Annotated in this window: 9 protein-coding genes; all 9 read left to right on the top strand. The window is 65.6% G+C overall.

Features of this window, described 5'->3' with window-relative positions; translation table 11 throughout:
- The first annotated feature begins 6 nt into the window (after positions 1-6).
- Entirely contained in the window at positions 7-8,514 is an 8,508-nt protein-coding gene (locus RE429_RS04390; RefSeq protein WP_414473150.1) for a DUF4429 domain-containing protein, read from the top strand.
- A gap of 442 nt (positions 8,515-8,956) precedes the next feature.
- Complete coding sequence (locus tag RE429_RS04395; RefSeq protein WP_414473151.1) at positions 8,957-10,561, top strand: aromatic amino acid ammonia-lyase; 1,605 nt, start codon at positions 8,957-8,959, stop codon at positions 10,559-10,561.
- A 15-nt stretch (positions 10,562-10,576) separates the two neighbouring features.
- Entirely contained in the window at positions 10,577-11,479 is a 903-nt protein-coding gene (locus RE429_RS04400) for an ABC transporter substrate-binding protein (protein WP_414473152.1), read from the top strand.
- Positions 11,480-11,574: 95 nt separating this feature from the next.
- Positions 11,575-12,747 (top strand): ABC transporter permease, encoded by a 1,173-nt coding sequence (locus RE429_RS04405; protein WP_414473153.1) that lies wholly within the window; start codon positions 11,575-11,577, stop codon positions 12,745-12,747.
- Positions 12,744-13,682: an ABC transporter ATP-binding protein gene (locus tag RE429_RS04410; RefSeq protein WP_414473154.1), complete on the top strand. Its 939-nt coding sequence runs from the start codon at positions 12,744-12,746 to the stop codon at positions 13,680-13,682. The genes RE429_RS04405 and RE429_RS04410 overlap by 4 nt, the downstream gene beginning before the upstream one ends.
- Entirely contained in the window at positions 13,679-14,440 is a 762-nt protein-coding gene (locus tag RE429_RS04415) for an ABC transporter permease (protein ID WP_414473155.1), read from the top strand. The genes RE429_RS04410 and RE429_RS04415 overlap by 4 nt, the downstream gene beginning before the upstream one ends.
- Complete coding sequence (locus tag RE429_RS04420) at positions 14,437-15,810, top strand: dihydroorotase (RefSeq protein WP_414473156.1); 1,374 nt, start codon at positions 14,437-14,439, stop codon at positions 15,808-15,810. The genes RE429_RS04415 and RE429_RS04420 overlap by 4 nt, the downstream gene beginning before the upstream one ends.
- 3 nt (positions 15,811-15,813) lie before the next feature.
- A complete protein-coding gene (locus tag RE429_RS04425) occupies positions 15,814-17,076 on the top strand; it encodes a Zn-dependent hydrolase (RefSeq protein WP_414473157.1) in 1,263 nt (420 codons plus the stop codon).
- An 8-nt stretch (positions 17,077-17,084) separates the two neighbouring features.
- Positions 17,085-18,188 (top strand): DUF917 domain-containing protein, encoded by a 1,104-nt coding sequence (locus tag RE429_RS04430; RefSeq protein WP_414473158.1) that lies wholly within the window; start codon positions 17,085-17,087, stop codon positions 18,186-18,188.
- Position 18,189 lies beyond the last annotated feature (1 nt).

The raw sequence follows: 18,189 nt of genomic DNA on the forward strand, positions 1-18,189 counted from the left end.
CCGCCCATGACCCAGCAGATCGACCCGACGATTCCCTTCGACGCCAGCGTCATCGACGAGGAAATGCTGCGTGCGCTGCGCGCCGTGCAGCGCTCGCTCTCGCAGGGAGACGGCGGCGCCAACGGCATTCTCGTGAGCGGCATCGCCACGGCCGCGACGGTCGCAACGGTGCAGGGCGGCGCGCAGGGCGGTTTCGTCCTCGGACCGGATGGCGCCCCCGCGCCCGAGGCGTTGCCGGCATTCGCGCGGCAGGACGTGCCGCTGAAGCCCCTGGAGCCCGCGCCGTTAAATCCCTTGTCGGTCCCGCCGGGTTTCGCACTCCCTGAGTCCCTCGCGCCTCACGTACCGGCGCCTGCGCCCGCGTTGACGATGCGCAGAAGCGCCGTCCCCCACGGCTCATCCGACGCCGTTTCGCTCGATCAACCCATCGCGCCCGTGCCCCTGCCGGCGATACCGGCCGCCCCGGGCGTATCCCCCGAGCATCCCGTGGCGCCGCCGCCGCCCGTGGTCCGGCCGCCCCAGGAGCAGCCCGACGTCACGGCCGAAACGCCGATCGCGCAGGCGCTCGATGCGGAAGGGGACGAGGACCAGGCGATCGCTCTTCACCTGACGGCTGGCCTGACCGATACGGACGGTTCGGAGACGTTGACGGTCAGGATCCTGGGTGTTCCCGACGGAGCGGTTCTGTCGCACGGGCACCGGGAGCCGGACGGCAGCTGGAGCGTGGATCCGGGCGATCTCGCGCACCTGACCCTCACGCCGCCGCACGACTTCTCCGGCCGCATCGAACTGACGATGCGGGTCACCTCGCACGAGCGCAGCGGCAGCATCGCGGTCTCCGAGGCATCCTTCGTGGTTCACGTGGCTCCGGTTGCCGATGCTCCCGGCGTGAGTGTCGCCGATGCGCATGGCCGCGAGGACGAGGTGGTGTCCCTAGGCGGCCTCGGCGGCAGGCTGAGCGACATCGACGGCTCGGAAACCTTGAGCTTCGTGCTCAGCGGCGTGCCCGCCGGCGCGACCCTGAGCGCGGGCACGAATCTCGGCGGCGGCCGCTGGGCGCTCACCGAAGGGCAGCTCTCAGGCCTGACCCTGACCCCGCCGGAGAACGTCTCCGGCACCTTCACCCTGACGCTCACCGCCGTGGCCACCGAACGCGTCGGCGGCTCCAGCGCCAGGACCTCCGCCACGTTCACGCTCATTCTCGATCCGGTCGTGGACGAGGGCACCATCGGGGGCTCCAGCGCCGGCGACGAGGATCAATGGATCGCCCTGCGGCCCACCTTCGCCATGACCGACAGGGACGGTTCGGAGACATGGTCCGACACCACGACGGTCTCGGGCGTGCCTGCCGGCGCCCTGCTCAGTCAGGGCAGGGAAGTCGCGCCGGGCGTCTGGGAGGTCTCGACCGCCGCGCTGCAGGCGGGGCTCGTGTCGATCAAGCCGCCGGCGGACAGCGACGAGGATTTCGACCTGACGCTCAAAGCGACCCTGACGGACACGGCGAACGGAGTGAGCACGAGCCGCGAGGTGAGCGGCCGATACGGGATCGAGGTGAATGCGGTCGCGGACGCACCGAGCGCCACGGCGAGCGACGCGGACGGGAAAGAGGATCAGGCGATCGCCCTCAAGCTGACGGCGGCGCTGACCGACACGGACGGTTCGGAGACCCTGTCGGTGGTCATTCTGGGCGTGCCGGAAGGCGCTTCGCTCTCGGCCGGCCACCGGGCCGCCGACGGCAGCTGGCATGTCGACGCGGCCGATCTCGCGGGCCTCACGCTCACGCCGCCTAAGGATTTCTCCGGCACCATCGATCTCACCCTGCAGGCGACCTCCCGCGAGACCGCGAACGGGGCGATCGCCACCACGCGCTCCCCCTTTCAAGTCCATGTGGACGGCGAGGCCGATGCGCCGCGCGTCGACGCGCGCGACGTCTCCGGACAGGAGGATGAGCCGATCGCACTGAACCTCGCGGCCGCGCTCGTCGACACCGACGGTTCGGAAGAGCTTTCGTCCGTGACGATCACGGGCCTTCCGCCGGGAGCATCCCTGTCCCATGGCAGCCGGTCGCCCGACGGCACCTGGGCGCTCGATCCCTCCGACCTGCCGCACCTCGTTCTGACGCCGCCCGAAAACTATTCCGGCACGCTGAATCTCACCGTGCACGTGACGTCGCGGGAGACGACGAACGGCTCCGCCGCAACGACGGATGCGCCCTTCAAGGTGCATGTCAACGCCGTGGCCGACGCGCCTGAGCTGCGAGCCGACGATGTCTCCGGAAAGGAAGACGAAGCCATCGCGCTGAAGCTTGAGGCGAATCTGACGGATACCGACGGATCGGAAGTGCTGTCGGTCAGGATCCTGGGCGTTCCCGAGGGAGCGTCTCTCGATCACGGAACGCGCATGGCCGATGGCACATGGGTGGTCGATCCGGCCGATCTCGGGAGCCTGAAGATCACGCCGCCACGGGATTTTTCCGGCACGATCGATCTGACCTTGGAAGCGACGGCGCGGGAGAGTTCGAACGGCTCCGTCGCGACGAGCCGCACGCCCTTCCAGGTTCAGGTGGAAGCGGTCGCCGATGCGCCCGAGATCACCGCCAACGGTGCATCCGGCCAGGAAGACGAGACCATTCCGCTGAACCTGTCGACAAGGGTGGCCGACAAGGACGGATCGGAAGAGATCGCGTCCGTGATCATTTCCGGCGTTCCGGAAGGCTTCTCCCTGACCCACGGCACGCCTGCCGGAAACGGCAAGTGGAGCATCGATCCCGCGGAGCTGTCACAGGTCGCCATCGTCCCGCCGAAAGACTATTCGGGCACGTTCAACCTGACCATCGAGACGACGTCGCGCGAAATCTCCAACGGCTCGCAAGCCTCGTCGACGAAAACGTTCCCGGTTCACGTGGAAGCCGTTCCGGACCAGCCGACCGTGGGTGCCCATGATGCCTCGGGCAAGGAAGACACGCCGATCGCGCTCGACATCTCGGCCGGGCTGACGGATACCGACGGATCCGAGGTTCTCTCCATCGTGATCCAGGGGCTGCCCGCCGGAACCAGGCTCTCGGCCGGCGTGAAGAATGCCGACGGCAGCTGGACGCTGACGCCCGCGCAGCTTCCCGGCCTGACGATGACCCCGCCCACGAACTGGAGCGGCACCCGCACCATCACCGTGGTGGCTCATTCCCGCGAGACATCCAACAATCTGGAGGCCACCAACAGCACCACGTTCCGGCTCGATGTGGACGGCGTGGCCGATGCCCCGACCGTCACGCTCAAGGACGTGTCCGGCGACGAGGATCAGGCGATCTCCCTCAACCTCAAGGTCGGTCTGGTCGATACGGACGGCTCGGAAACACTCTCGGTCGTCATCTCGGGCGTTCCCGGGGACGCAGTGCTGTCTCACGGCACCCGCCAGCCGGATGGCACCTGGAGCGTCAATGCGTCGGACGTGTCCAAGCTGACGCTGACGCCGCCGCACGACTTCTCCGGCGACATCCGGCTCACCGTTCATGCCACATCCCGCGAGAGCAACGGCGATACGGCCACGACCGAAAAATCGTTCACCGTCACGGTGAATCCCGTCGCGGACGCGCCGAGCGCCACGGCGAGCGACGCGGACGGGAAAGAGGATCAGGCGATCGCCCTCAAGCTGACGGCGGCGCTGACCGACACGGACGGTTCGGAGACCCTGTCGGTGGTCATTCTGGGCGTGCCGGAAGGCGCTTCGCTCTCGGCCGGCCACCGGGCCGCCGACGGCAGCTGGCATGTCGACGCGGCCGATCTCGCGGGCCTCACGCTCACGCCGCCGAGAGATTTCTCCGGCACCATCGATCTCACCCTCCAGGCGACCTCCCGCGAGAAAGCGAACGGCCACGAAGCGACGACCGAAGTCGAATTCCAGGTGGATGTCGATGCGGTGGCCGATGCGCCGGGATTGCGCGTGAGCCCGGCCGTCGGCGACGAGGATACGGCGATCCCGCTCCACGTGTCGGCATGGACGACGGACCGCGACAATTCCGAGCGCATCGTCGGTTTCCATCTGATGGATGTGCCCGAGGGTGCCGTCGTGACGGCCGGAGGCGTCGTTCTGGAGAGAGACGCCAACGGCACGATTCTGGTGCCGCCGGGCGCGATCGATACCCTCACCATCACGCCGCCTCCGCAATCCGATGTCGATTTCACCTTGCGGGTTTCCGCCATATCGGAGGAGCCCAACGGCAGTCGCGCGGAAAGCGCTCCGATGGATCTTCCGGTCACGGTTCGCGCCGTGGCCGACGTGCCGACGATGCTCACACCCGGCGCCAGCGGCTTCGAGGATACCGAGATCGCCCTCGACCTGAGGGCCGCCACGGTCGACACCGACGGATCGGAGACGATCACCTTCGTGATCTCCAATCTTCCGGCCGGCGCCATCCTGTCCGAAGGCACGTATCGCGGTTCCGGGATCTGGTCCCTGACGGCCGAGGAGGCCGCACGCGTCACGCTCCTTCCGCCTCCGGATTTCTCCGGCTCCATCCCGCTGACCGTCACGATGATTGCGCAGGAGCGCAACGGCGGCGACCAGAAGGTGAGCACGACAATCTTCCCGGTTGAGGTGGAGGCCGTGGTGGATCGTCCCGCGGTCGGCGGCCTCGACGGCAAGACCGGCGACTGGGGAACCATGCACGGCACCGAGGATAAGCCGATCCTCCTCGGTCTCGATCCGGGCCTGTCCGACAGGGACGGATCGGAGAAAGTCGTGGGCGACATCATCGTCAGCGGGGTCCCCGAGAACGCGGTGCTGAAGCTCGCCGACGGAACGGTGATCCTTCCCGACGCGGAAGGACGCTACCGGATTCCCTCCGACCACATGGAAGGCGTGACGCTGACCATGCCTCCCGACAGCGACAAGAGGGAAACGCTGACGATCGAAATGACCATCGAGGACCACGGCGGCGTCAGGGCCACGATCGGCGGTCACATGGTGGTCGATCCGCTCGGAGATGCCGATCCTCCGAAACTCGAGGTCGGTCCGTCGAGCGGGAACGGCCATGACAGCGTCGACGCGGAGCAGGGCTGGATTCCGCTTCACATCGCGGCGGAGCTCACCGACAAGGACGGCTCCGAGACCCTCTATATGATGGTGCAGAACGTGCCTGACGGTGCGTCGCTCTCCGACGGCAGCCCTGTCGGCAACGGAATATGGCTGGTGCCGGTGGCATCTCTCCCCACCCTCGCCATTCGTCCCGGTGCCCACCAATATGGCAGCTTCGACCTGCAGGTGACCGCCATCGCGGTCGAGCGGGAGGGCGACCGGGAGGCTTCGACGAAGCCCCTGACCGTCACCGTCACCGTACCGCAAGGCGGTGGCGATGGTGGAGGCGGCGAGGGCGGCGGCAGCGACGGTGGGGGCGGTGACGGAGGAGGCGGAACCGATCCGGCATCCAAGATCGCACAACCGCCGACATTGACGATCGAGCACGCGACCACGGCCGAAGACAATGCGGTCGCATTGTCGATCAAGGCCGAACTCGCGGATTCCGATCACGGCAGAGAATCGCTGGGCATCCGCATTCACGGGGTGCCGGAGAACGCGCGTCTCTCTGTCGGCCTTCAGGATCCCAAAACGGGCGACTGGCTGCTGCGGCCCGAGGACCTCGCGAACGTGCAGCTCGTGCCGCCGCCCGATTTTTCTGGTACGATCACGCTGACGGTCACGGCGGTCTCTCAAGAGGCGACCGGGAGCCAGGCGTGGACGACGAGCACGCTCGACATCGTGGTCACGCCCGTTGCCGATGCCGCCGTCATCAAGGCCGCGCCCACGGAAGGCTTCGAGGATCAGCCGGTCGATCTCAACCTCGACATCCGGACCGGGGACAGAGACGGCAGCGAGATCATGACGTCCATCGTCCTGTCGGGCCTGACCGGGGGCGCGCGGATCGCGGACGGTCCCGGCATCACGGACAACCGCGACGGCACATGGACCGTGGACCCGGACCACCTGTCGGGCGTTCAGGTCATCCCGCCTCCCAACGGCCATGGCCGTTTCGAAGTGACGGTCCGGGTCACGACGCAGGAGACCGCGAACGGACACGCGACCACCACGACGAAGACGATCGCCTTCGATGTCGCGCCCGTGGCCGATGCGCCGACGGTGATCGTGAACGACGCGTCGGGCCGGGAAGACGGTTCGATCGATCTGAACCTCTCCGCGCGGCTCAACGACACCGATGGCTCGGAAGTGCTCTCCGTCGTGATCGAAGGCCTGCCTTCCGGCGCACGGCTGAGCGCAGGCGTGAACAACGGCGACGGCAGCTGGACGCTGACGCCCGCTCAGCTCTCGGGCCTCAAGCTGATCCCGCCCGCCGATTGGAGCGGCACGATGGATCTGACCATGCATGCCCATGCCCGCGAGCGTTCGAACGGCTCGGTCGAGTCCCGCAGCGCTCCGTTCCAGGTGCAGGTCGAGGCCGTGGCCGACGCGCCCCTCGCGAGCGCCCGCGACGTTTCCGGCGACGAGGATACGGCTATTCCGCTCAATCTCTCGGCCTCCCTGGTGGACCGCGACGGCTCGGAGACACTGTCGGTCGTCATCACGGGCGTGCCCGATGGGGCGGTGCTGTCCCACGGCGAGCCGCTGGGCAACAACAGCTGGAGCGTTCCGCCGGCCGATCTGTCGCATCTGACGATCACGCCGCCGCACGACTTCTCCGGCCGGATCGAGCTGTCGATGCAGGTGACGGCCCGCGAGACGAACGGCAGCAGGGCGACCTCGGAGGCCTCCTTCGTGGTGCAGGTGGGCGGTGTCGCGGATGCGCCGAGCGTGACCGTGGCGGATGCCCATGGGCGGGAGGACACACCGGTGTCTCTCGATGGGCTCGGCGGCGCCTTGAGCGACATCGACGGCTCGGAGAGCCTCGCCTTCATCCTCAGCGGCGTGCCGGAGGGCGCCACGCTCAACGCCGGCACCGATCTCGGCGGCGGCCGCTGGGCGCTCACGGAAGCCCAGCTTTCCGGCCTCATCCTGAACCCGCCGGCGAACGCTTCGGGCAGCTACACGCTGACTCTCACGGGGATCGCGACGGAGAAGGCGGGCGGTCCCGGGGCCTCGACTTCGGCCACCTTCACCGTGACGGTCGATCCGGTGGCGGACAAGCCGGTGATCACGGCAAGCAACGCGGAGGGGCAGGAGGACGAACCGATCGCCCTCAGGCTGACGGCCGCTCTGACCGACACTGATGGTTCGGAAGCCCTGTCGCTCCTCCTGACGGGCGTGCCCGAGGGTTTCAGCCTGTCGGCGGGCGTCAAGAATGCCGACGGCAGCTGGAGCCTGTCCGCGTCGCAGCTCGCGGGGCTCACCCTGAACCCGCCGCATGATTTCTCCGGATCGCTCGATCTGACGCTGCACGCGACGGCGACGGAAAGCGCAACGGGCGATGCGATCACGACCGAGGCACGGTTTCAGGTCCAGGTCCACGGCGTGGCGGATGCGCCGCTGCTTCAGGCCGACGACGTCACCGGCGAGGAGGATCATGCGATTGCGCTGAATCTCTCGGCGGCGCTCAGCGATACGGATGGTTCGGAACAGCTGTCTTCCGTCACGATCTCCGGAGTGCCGGACGGCTTCGTCCTTTCGCAAGGCACGATGAGCGCGAACGGCACGTGGCGCGTGGCTGCGGACATGCTGTCGGATGTGCGGCTGATCCCGCCTCAGAACTGGAACGGAACGCTGCACCTGACGCTTCATGCCACGAGCCTGGAGACCGCATCGGGCAGCACCGCGACGTCATCGGCTCCCTTCACGGTCACCGTGACGCCCGTCAATGACGCACCCGAGGTCTCGCTCACGGCTCCCGGCCATTCGGATGCGGGCTCTCATGCCGTCAGCGCGATCGGCGGCGTGCAGGCGGAGGATGTCGACAGCACCCATTTGTCCGGGGCGACCGTCACTCTCTCAGGAGGACTTTCAGGCGACAGGCTCGATTTCGAAGGCTTCGCGCTCCATCACGAAAACGGCCATGTGATGATCGGCGATACCGGCATCGAGCTGGTCGGGGGCGGCTACGATCCCGCGACCGGAAGCCTGTCTCTCAGCGGCAGCGCCCCGCCGGACACCTATGCGGCGGTGCTGCGCGCGCTGGTGCTGGAGAACCCGGACGGAACGGGCCTTGCCGCCGGCACCCGGAGCATCGGGGTGACGCTCGTGGATCAGGAGGGGGCCGCTTCGGTTCCGAAGACGGTCGATGTGATCGTGGACGACGTGGCGCCTGGGCCCGGCGGGCCCGGCGGGCACGGCTTCGCCGCGGCCTCGTTCGAACCCGCGCAGGATCACCTCGGGTCCGATGTCCTTCTGCTGATCGCGGAGAGCGGAAGTGAAACGGCGGATGCCGGCGGCCCGTGGACGGAGCATCTCGATCAAGGTCCCGATCATGCCGCCGTGCCGCATGCTCCGGCCGATCTCGATCACCCGGGCTCCGACCAGATTCAGCCGATCAACGATTTTCACGTGGAGATCGGCCGCGTGAACTGGTCCTGACGGGAGCGCGAAGGCCGCGCGTTCCCGCTGCCGGATCAGACGGCGTCACGGCTTGAACTCAACGGGGAAGGTGGAACCGGCTCTTCGCGCGTCCGGATGCGATGGCTGGTCGGCGGCAGATGACGGCGATCCCCGGCGCGCTCCCTCGAAACGAGCTTTGGTGGACGATCGTCACCCGCTATCCGAAATGACCGGAATGACGATCCAAACTCTCCTTTGAATTCCCTATCGAAACGGGGAGTGCCTTGTGCTCTCGCGGCCGCATGGCCGACAAGTCTTGGCGCGAGCCTTTGCTGGTCCGAACCGGGTAGGGCCAAGAAAAAGGACGGGCACCTGAAAACAGCGCTAGCCAATAGAATGTTATTACGATAGCCTTGTTCCTTATATAGAACAAAATGATTGGTTTGCAGGGAATGCCTTGCGGCCAGCGGGGCACAAGGTGATGAGTGTTTCGGCACTCCGTCATAGTCTGGACGGATCGGAAATCGGGTTCGACAAACTCGTCGCCATCGGCAAGGGCCTGGGTGTCGAGCTTCATGCCGACGCGCTCCGTCACTGCGAGGCCAGCCGGGCGGTCTTCGAGGCCGCCGTTGCGGCCGGTCAGCCTGTCTATGGGGTCACGACGGGTGTCGGCGCCATGAAAGGCTGGGTGCCGGGCGGAGACGATTGCATCCGTTTCAATGCGGACCTTCCCAAAGCCCATCATTTCGGCATCGGAGATCCTCTTCCGTCTTCTGCGGTGAGGATCGCCATGGCGATCAGGATCAATGCGGCGCTGACGGGCCGCGTCGGTTGTTCGTCGCGGTTCGTCCGCGCCATGGCCGATCTTCTCAATGCCAATGTGACCCCGGTTGTCCGCCGGGTCGGGTCTCTCGGCTGTGCCGATATCGGCCTGATGGCGCAGGTTGGCTGCGCACTCATGGGCCTGGGCGAGGTGGATTATGAAGGGCGTCGCATGGCGGCATCCGACGCTTTGACAACGGCAGGCTTGGTTCCGATAGAACTTGGACCGAAGGATTCTCTGGCATCCATTTCGACGAATGCCATCGCCGTCGCCATGACGGTCGAGGCAGCGGACCGCGCTGCGCGGCTTCTCCAGATTCTGTTGGCGCTCTCCGTATCGGCCGCGGCAAGCCTCGGCGCTTCGCCGGCGCCTTGGGAGGCCGCCAGCCTGAATGCGCCGAAGGAAATCGAGCGCACGGGGGCATGGTTGCACGCGGTCTTCCGCAACTGGTCGTGGCCGACAACCCAGGACGTGCACGATCCCTTGAGCGTGCGCATGCTCGCGCAGGTTTATGGAGCGGTGATCGAGCGGCTTCGGAGCCTGGTCGCCAAGCTCGAATCCGCGTCCGCTTACGCGGACGACAATCCCGTCGCGATCGAAGGGCGGATCATCACGTCCGGCGCCTCGCTTCCGCTCCACATCGTTCTCGATGTCGAAGCATTAGGCATGGCGCTGGCTCACGTCGCCCGCAGCGCCTTCAACCTCGCGGTTCACCTGGGCAACGGAAGACGCCACGATCTGCCCGTCAACCTCGTTCCGCCGGGGGGGATTGCGACAGGCTTCGGGCCCCTTCTCAAGCTGGCCGGTGATTTGTGCATGCGGGCTCTCCATGAGGCCGGTCCCGTGTCGACGACGCCGCTCGTGGTCGCGGACGGCATTGAAGACGAACTGACGGCGCTGCCCTACGCGGTGGAGCGGATCGAGAGGCAGCTCAAGAGCCTCGAAAGCCAGGCAGCCATCCTGGCCATGATGACGGCTCAGGCCTTCGACCTGAAAGGGACGAAGCCCAAAGGGCTGTCGGGCGTCCTCCACAATTACACGCGTCGAAACGTCGGCTTCTACGCCGCGGATCGCGTGCTTTCCTTCGAGCTGGAGGAGCTGACCCGAAGCCTGATTTCAAGCGAAGGGCTGGCGCTCTTGGTGGTGGTCGATCCTGCCCTCGACCAGCTCATAACGGGATCCGGTCGTCATCAAGGCGCTTCGCCCGAGGTGAGAACCTCTTCTGTCGATACGAACGTCATCTATGCAACCAACAGAGTGTGAAGCATGAAGCAGATTATGAAATCCACTGTCGCCGCATTGGGCCTGCTCGCCCTCGGCATGAGCGTCGCGTCCGCGGATGTGGTCGTCTCGTCGAAGATCGACACCGAAGGGTCGGTGCTCGGCAACATCATCCTGCTCGCTCTCAATGCGAATGGCATCAAGACGCAGGATCGCATCCAGCTCGGCGCGACCCCGGTGGTGCGCAAGGCGATCACCGCGGGCGAGATCGACATCTATCCCGAATATACCGGCAATGCGGGCTTCTTCTTCAACAAGGCGGACGATCCGGTCTGGAAGGATGCCGCGAAGGGCTACGAGACCGCCAAGAAGCTCGATTACGAGGCGAACAAGATCGTCTGGCTCGATCCCGCGCCCGCCAACAACACCTGGGCCATCGCGCTGCGGCGGGACGTGACCGAGGCCAACAAGCTCAAGACGCTCTCCGATTTCGGAAAATGGGTTTCCGGCGGCGGCCAGGTGAAACTCGCGGCCTCCGCCGAGTTCGTCAATTCGGAAGCGGCCCTGCCGTCGTTCCAGAAGGTCTACGGCTTCACCCTCAAGCCCGATCAGCTCATCGTGCTCTCCGGCGGCGACACGGCGGCGACGATCAAGGCCGCGGCCGAGCAGACCAGCGGCGCCAATGCCGCCATGGTCTACGGCACGGATGGCGGCATCGCGCCGTCGGGCCTCGTGGTGCTGGAGGACGACAAGAACGTGCAGCCCGTCTATGCCCCGGCGCCGATCATCCGCGAGGCGGTGCTGAAGGACAATCCCAAAATCGCAGAGCTTCTCAAGCCCGTCTTCGCCTCCCTCGACCTCACGACCCTCCAGAAGCTGAACGCCCGCGTGCAGGTGGGCGGCGAGGCGGCGAAGGCGGTGGCGACCGATTACCTGAAGTCGAAAGGCTTCCTGAAGTAAGGCTCCGCGCCTTTCGAACGCGTGAGTTCCGGATTCCGGTCCGGAACTCACGCACAGGATTGTCATAAGAAACAGGTCCAGGGCCTTCCTTGTCCATGATCGAATTCGCACTCACGGCAAAGCGCGGCATCGACAAGCTCGGCATTCTTGTCGCGGTGATGATCGCCGTCGGTTCGATGGGCCTCCCTTTTCTCATCTATCGCGCCAATCGGATCGTTTCGGGTTCACCTCGCTCCATCATCGAGTCGCTGCCGGCCGGGAAGGCGGCAATTCTTCTGGTGCTTCTCGGAATCGTTGCGTTCTGTGCCGTCGTCGTCCGGTCTTCAAAGCTTCGTCTTTACGGCGCCGTTTCGGTGCTTCTGGTCCTTGCTCTCGCTGTCGGCCAAGGTGCAGGGTTCATCACGCCAGTGGACAATACATTTGCACGGGTCTCACCCGGCAGCGGCGTGTGGCTGATCCTGTTCGGCCTTGTGCTCCTCGCCACCGATGCCCTGGCGCGGATGCGGCCGGAGCCTTGGGTGAGGATCGGCGCTCTTGCGCTCGCTCTGGCTGTGATCTCCCTCCTGCTGTGGTCGGGGATCTGGGATCAGCTTTCCGTCCTGCGCGAATACGCCAACCGGGCGGATGTTTTCTGGCGAGAGTCGCAGGCGCATATCGTTCTCGCCCTGAGCGCTCTCGGCAGTGCAACGCTTGCCGGAATTCCCCTCGGTATTCTGTGTTATCGCGCGCCAAGGCTGCGCGCGGCGACCTTGCAAGTCCTCAACATCATTCAGACCATTCCGTCGATTGCGCTCTTCGGTATCCTCATGCCGGTTCTGGGCTTCATCGCCGCGCAGGTTCCGTTCGCGGCGGCCTTGGGCATTCGAGGCATCGGAGCCGCGCCGGCTATCGCGGCGCTCTTCCTCTATGCCCTCCTTCCCATCGTGGCGAATACGGCGATCGGCTTGTCGCAGGTGCCGCGTTCGACGGTGGACGCGGCGCGGGGCATGGGACTCACGGCCCGCCAATTGCTGTTTGATGTGGAACTGCCGCTCGCCTTTCCCACCATTCTGACCGGTGTCCGGATCGTGCTTGTCCAAGCCATTGGTCTTGCGGCGATTGCCGGCCTCATCGGCGGCGGGGGATTTGGAACGTTCATTTTTCAAGGCATCGGGCAAACCGCGATGGATCTCGTGCTTCTGGGCGCCCTGCCGACCGTAGGCCTTGCCTTCTCAGCCGCCATTATTCTTGACGCGCTGACCGACTTCATGCGGGGAACGCACTCATGATCGAGATCGAGCGCCTGACGAAGAGCTATGACGGCATGCCTGTCGTGGACGATGTATCCATGAGGGTCGATGCAGGAACGATCACCGCCATCGTCGGAACGTCGGGCTCCGGCAAGTCGACGTTGATGCGCATGATCAACAGGCTCGTGGAACCGAGCTCGGGCCTCATCCGCATCGATGGAGAGCTCAACACCGATCTTCCCGCTCATGAGCTGCGCCGGCGTATCGGATACGTGATCCAAGGGCACGGCCTCTTTCCGCACAGAACCGTGGCCGAGAATATCGCCATCGTTCCGCGTCTTCTCGGGTGGGACAAAGCGCGCATCGCGCTGCGCATCGAGGAATTGCTCCATCTCTTCCAGCTCGACCCCATTGCCTTCGCCGGCAAGTATCCGCATCAGCTCTCGGGAGGCCAGCAGCAGCGCATCGGCGTGGCGCGTGCGTTGGCGGCCGAGCCGTCCCTGCTGCTGATGGACGAACCGTTCGGAGCGCTCGACCCGATCATTCGCAGCAAGGCGCAGGACGATCTTCTGGAGATCCAGCGCCGTTTCGGAATTACGGTCATCGTCGTCACCCACGACATGGAAGAGGCGTTTCATCTCGGCGACCGTATTGCCGTAATGGATCGGGGGCGCATCCTGCAGGATGCGCGTCCCGTCGATATTCTGGCCAAGCCGGCCAACGATTTCGTCCAGCGCCTCGTGGGCATGGCGGATCGCCCATTCCGGCTTCTGAGCATGATGAAGATATCGGATGCGGTGGAGCCGGGCGTGATGGACGGCCTGCCGCTCGCTGCGGACACGTCCTTGCGGGATGCCATTTCCGATCTCGTCTGGGCGGGGCGCGACGCGGCGCCTGTCGTGAATTCCGGCGGTACCGTTCTCGGCAGCGTCAGCATTGCCTCGATGCTCCGCCTGGGAAAGGCGCCGGCATGAAGGTCCTTCCTGTCCTGCTCCGCCTGGGCGGTCTGGCGCTCCTGCTCGCGTTCCTCGTCGCTCCGGTGGCGTTCGAGCCTGTCTTCGCGCCTCTCACCGAGTTCGGGCAGCCGGCGATCTATTCCCAGGACAATCTTCTGAGCCTCGCGCTGGCTCATCTTTCTACCGTCTGCACGGCCGTCATCGTCAGCACGATCTTCGCTGTTTCGCTCGGCATCTTCGTTACGCGTCCGTTCGGACGGGAGTTCATGCCGCTCTCCCGGTCGATCGCGAATATCGGCCAGACCTTCCCGCCGGTTGCCGTGCTGGCGATGGCCGTGCCCGCCGTCGGCTTCGGCGAGGCGCCGACCTTGATCGCGCTGTTCCTATACGGCCTCCTGCCGATCCTGGAGAACACCATCTCCGGCCTGCTGCAGGTGCCTGCCCCGGTCCTCGATGCCGCGCGCGGCGTGGGAATGAGCGAGAGGCAGAGCCTCTGGCAGGTCGAACTGCCCCTCGCGACGCCCGTCATCCTGGAAGGGGTGCGCGTATCGGCCGTCATCAATCTGGGCACGGCCACCATCGGCTCGACGGTTGCAGCGAAGGGCCTTGGCGAAGTCATCGTCGCCGGGCTTCTCTCCAGCAATACGGCGTATATTCTCCAGGGCGGGATGGTCGTGGGCCTCATGGCCGTCCTGCTTTACGACGGCTTGCAGATTCTGGAGCGTCGGGCGTCGCGGGTGCTCGGCACCGCTTTCTCCACCGGAGACCATTCATGAGCGATTTCGATCTTGTGCTCGCGGGCACGGTCGTGCTTCCCGACCGCATTGTGGAGAATGGCTTCGTGGCCGTTTCCGGCGAGGCGATTGCCCTCGTCGGACAGGGCGCGGCGCCGTCCGCCCGGGAGCGCCACCTTCTGAAGGGCGCGATGATCCTGCCGGGAGCGATCGACGCGCAAGTTCACTCCCTCTCGCAAAGAAACCAGGAGGATTTTATCTGGTCGACCCGCTCCGCGGCCGCCGGCGGGGTCACCACGATCGTCGACATGCCGTACGACGAAGGGGAACTCATCTGTTCGGCCGCAGCCGTACGCCGCAAGGCCGACCATGCGGAAAGGACGGCGCGCGTCGACGTGGCCCTTTACGGCACCATCGATCCCGAGGAGGGACCTGTCCGCATCCGGGAAATGGTCGAGGCGGGCGTGGCCTCCTTCAAGTTCTCGACCTTCGGGACTGACCCGAGGCGCTTTCCGCGCATCTCGCCCGCCCTGATGACGGCGTGTTTCGAGGCCATCGCGCCGACGGGCCTTGCCGCCGGAGTGCACAACGAGAACCATGAAATGGTCGACGCCTACATGGCGCGCGTGAAGGATTCCGGCCCGACCGACTGGCGGGCGCATGGTTTGTCACGTCCTCCGATCACTGAATTGCTGGCGACCGCCGAGGTCTATGAAATCGGCGCGGGCACGGGATGTCCGGCTCACATCGTCCATTGCTCCCTCGGACGTGGCTACGAGCTTGCGGCGAGCTACCGGAGCGCGGGACACCAGGCCACCATCGAGGCCTGCATCCATTATCTCGTTCTCGACGAGGAGAACGACGTCAGGCGGCTCGGCGGAAAGGCGAAGATCAACCCGCCCGTTCGACCGCGCGCCGAGGTCGAGGCGCTTTGGCGGCATGTCGCGGCAGGAAACGTGACGCTTGTCTCGACCGATCATGTGAGTTGGTCGGAAGATCGCAAGACGAAGCCGAACATGCTCGACAATGCTTCCGGCGTTCCGGGCCTCGAGGTCATGATGCCGCTTTTCGTCAAAGGCGCTTTGGAGCGCGGAATCCCGCTCACCTGGGCCGCAAGGCTCATGGCGCTCAACCCTGCGCGGCACTTCCGCATCGACCATGTGAAGGGCGCGCTCACGCCCGGGCGTCATGCGGATATCTGTGTCATGACGCCGGAATCTTATGTCTACGACGCTTCGGCGAGCGGCCACAACGTGGTGGGTTGGAGCCCCTATGAGGGGATGCGCCTCCCCTGGCGCGTGAGCGGAACCTGGCTGCGCGGCAGACATGCTTTTAACGGCACCCGCGTGCTCGCAGAACCTGGGATGGGCCGGTTCGTAAAGCCGCCTCTCTCTCATCCGGTGGCGGCGTAACCCGTGGCAACGAACCTGCCGATCAATGGCGAGCGGCTCTGGGCGGACCTCATGGCCCTTGCCGCCATGACCGATCCGGAGCGTCGATGGACGCGGCGGGCCTTTTCGTCGCGCTTTCTCGAAGGGCGCTCCTGGCTCGAGCAGCGCATGCGCTCGGCCGGGCTCGAGGCCCGTCTCGATGCGGCAGGGAACCTGATCGGCAGAAAACCGGGGCGCGGTCCGGGAAGGCGTACGATCGTCATCGGCTCCCACACCGATACGGTGCCCGAAGGCGGGCGCTTTGACGGCGTGGCGGGCGTTGCTGCAGGGCTGGAGATCGTTCGTGCCTTGGCCGATGCCGGTATCGAGCTTGAACACGATCTGGAGGTGATCGATTGTCTTGCCGAGGAAGTGAGCCCCTACGGCCTCTCCTGCATCGGAAGCCGCAGCATCGCGGGAAGGCTCGACGATGCGGCGCTCGTGCGTGTCGACGATGCGGGAGAGACATTGTCGGAAGGCCTTCGCCGCATGGGAGGCGACCCGCACAAGCTGTCGGGCGCCAAGCGGGACGACATCGTTGCCTATCTTGAGCTCCATATCGAGCAGGGCCCGGTTCTCGAAACGGAGGGCCGCGATATCGGCATCGTGACGGCCATTGCCGGGATCACCCGCTACGAGATCGTCGTCGACGGACGCGCCGATCATGCGGGCACCTTTCCCATGATCGGTCGCGCCGATGCGCTCGTTGCGGCGGCCGATCTCACGTTGAGGATCAGGAATCATGCCGCAAACCTTTCCAGCGCCGGGCGGGGGCACTTCGCCGCTACGGTCGGCGAGATGCGCATCGAACCGAACGCCGCGAATGTGGTTCCCTCCAGGGCCGTGATGCTCATCGACGCCCGTGCGGAGCAAAGGTCCACGTTGGAGAGCTTCACGACGTTTCTGACGGGTGCCTGCAAGGTCGTCGCATCGGAATGGAATGTCGCCGTCGCTCCGCCGAGACTCGTCTCGGATAACGAGCCGACGCCGGCAGATCCCGCTCTCATGCGTTACCTGGAGGAAGCCTGCGACAGGGTGGGTGCCGTGCATCGACGAATGGCATCCGGGGCAGGGCACGACATGGCGTGGTTCGCCAAGATTGCGCCCGCCGCCATGATCTTCGTGCCGAGCCGCAACGGACGCTCGCACACACCGGATGAATGGACCGAACCTTCGGAATTGGCGCTGGGAGCAGCCGTGCTCTTCGAAGCCGTGCGGTCGATCGATCAACACTCAAACCGGATATAGAGGGCAGGATGGGACGTATCCTCACCGAGAAGGATGTGGAAGCCGCCGTGCGAGGCGGATCGGTCTATGCGGCTGGCGGTGGCGGATGGGCGGATCATGGGCGCATGCTGGGGCGTGCCGCCGTGTCGATCGGCAAGCCGGAGCTGGTCTCGGTCGACGAGCTGAAGCCGGACGACTGGATCGCCACGGCTGCCGCCATCGGAGCGCCGGCGGGTCTCACCGCCTGGGAGATGCAGGGTGTCGATTACGTGAAAGCCGTGCAGCTTCTGGAAAGGGAGCTCGGGCAGAACGTTTCCGGCCTCATCGTCGGTCAGAACGGCCGTTCGTCGACTCTCAATGCCTGGCTCCCTTCCGCTATTCTCGGCACCAAGGTGGTCGATGCCGTCGGCGATATCCGGGCGCATCCGACCGGTGACATGGGCTCCATCGGCCTGGCAGGTTCGCCCGAGCCGATGATCCAGACGGCCGTGGGCGGCAACCGCGCCGACAACCGCTACATCGAGCTCGTGGTCAAGGGAGCGACGGCCAAGGTCTCGCCGATCCTGCGCACGGCGTCCGACATGTCGGGCGGCTTCATCGCCTCCTGCCGCAATCCCGTGCGCGCTTCCTACGTGAAGACGCACGCGGCGCTCGGCGGCATCTCCATGGCGCTTGCGCTGGGCGAGGCGATCATTGCGGCGGAGAAGAAGGGATCTTCCGCAGTGATCGACGCCATTTGCCGGACGACGCATGGATCGATCCTCGTCGAAGGTGTGATCGCATCCATGGACGTCGTCTACACCAAGGAGGCCTTCGACATCGGCACCGTCACCATCGGGGAGGGTGCGGGTGCGTGCAAACTCCACGTCATGAACGAGTATATGGCAGTCGGGGATGCGGACGGGAAACGTCTGGCGACTTTCCCGGACGTGATCACGACACTCGATCCGAACGGGGAACCTTTGAGCGTCGGTCAGCTGAAGGTCGGCATGAAGGTGCTTGTTCTGCATGTGCCGAAGACGCGCATCCCGCTCTCCGCCAGCGTGTTGGACCCGAGCGTCTATCCGCCGGTCGAGAAGGCCATGGGAATCGACCTTGCCGGCTATGCGCTCGATGGAGCCAAAGAGATCTGAC

This window comes from Microvirga sp. M2 (assembly GCF_047497095.1).
Taxonomy (GTDB): Bacteria; Pseudomonadota; Alphaproteobacteria; order Rhizobiales; family Beijerinckiaceae; genus Microvirga.

What these genes read in the sequence shown, in the direction of transcription:
- RE429_RS04390 (WP_414473150.1), top strand. Translation starts at nt 7, where the DNA reads ATGACCCAGCAGATCGACCCGACGATTCCCTTCGACGCCAGCGTCATC.
- RE429_RS04395 (WP_414473151.1), top strand. Translation starts at nt 8,957, where the DNA reads ATGAGTGTTTCGGCACTCCGTCATAGTCTGGACGGATCGGAAATCGGG.
- RE429_RS04400 (WP_414473152.1), top strand. Translation starts at nt 10,577, where the DNA reads ATGAAATCCACTGTCGCCGCATTGGGCCTGCTCGCCCTCGGCATGAGC.
- RE429_RS04405 (WP_414473153.1), top strand. Translation starts at nt 11,575, where the DNA reads ATGATCGAATTCGCACTCACGGCAAAGCGCGGCATCGACAAGCTCGGC.
- RE429_RS04410 (WP_414473154.1), top strand. Translation starts at nt 12,744, where the DNA reads ATGATCGAGATCGAGCGCCTGACGAAGAGCTATGACGGCATGCCTGTC.
- RE429_RS04415 (WP_414473155.1), top strand. Translation starts at nt 13,679, where the DNA reads ATGAAGGTCCTTCCTGTCCTGCTCCGCCTGGGCGGTCTGGCGCTCCTG.
- RE429_RS04420 (WP_414473156.1), top strand. Translation starts at nt 14,437, where the DNA reads ATGAGCGATTTCGATCTTGTGCTCGCGGGCACGGTCGTGCTTCCCGAC.
- RE429_RS04430 (WP_414473158.1), top strand. Translation starts at nt 17,085, where the DNA reads ATGGGACGTATCCTCACCGAGAAGGATGTGGAAGCCGCCGTGCGAGGC.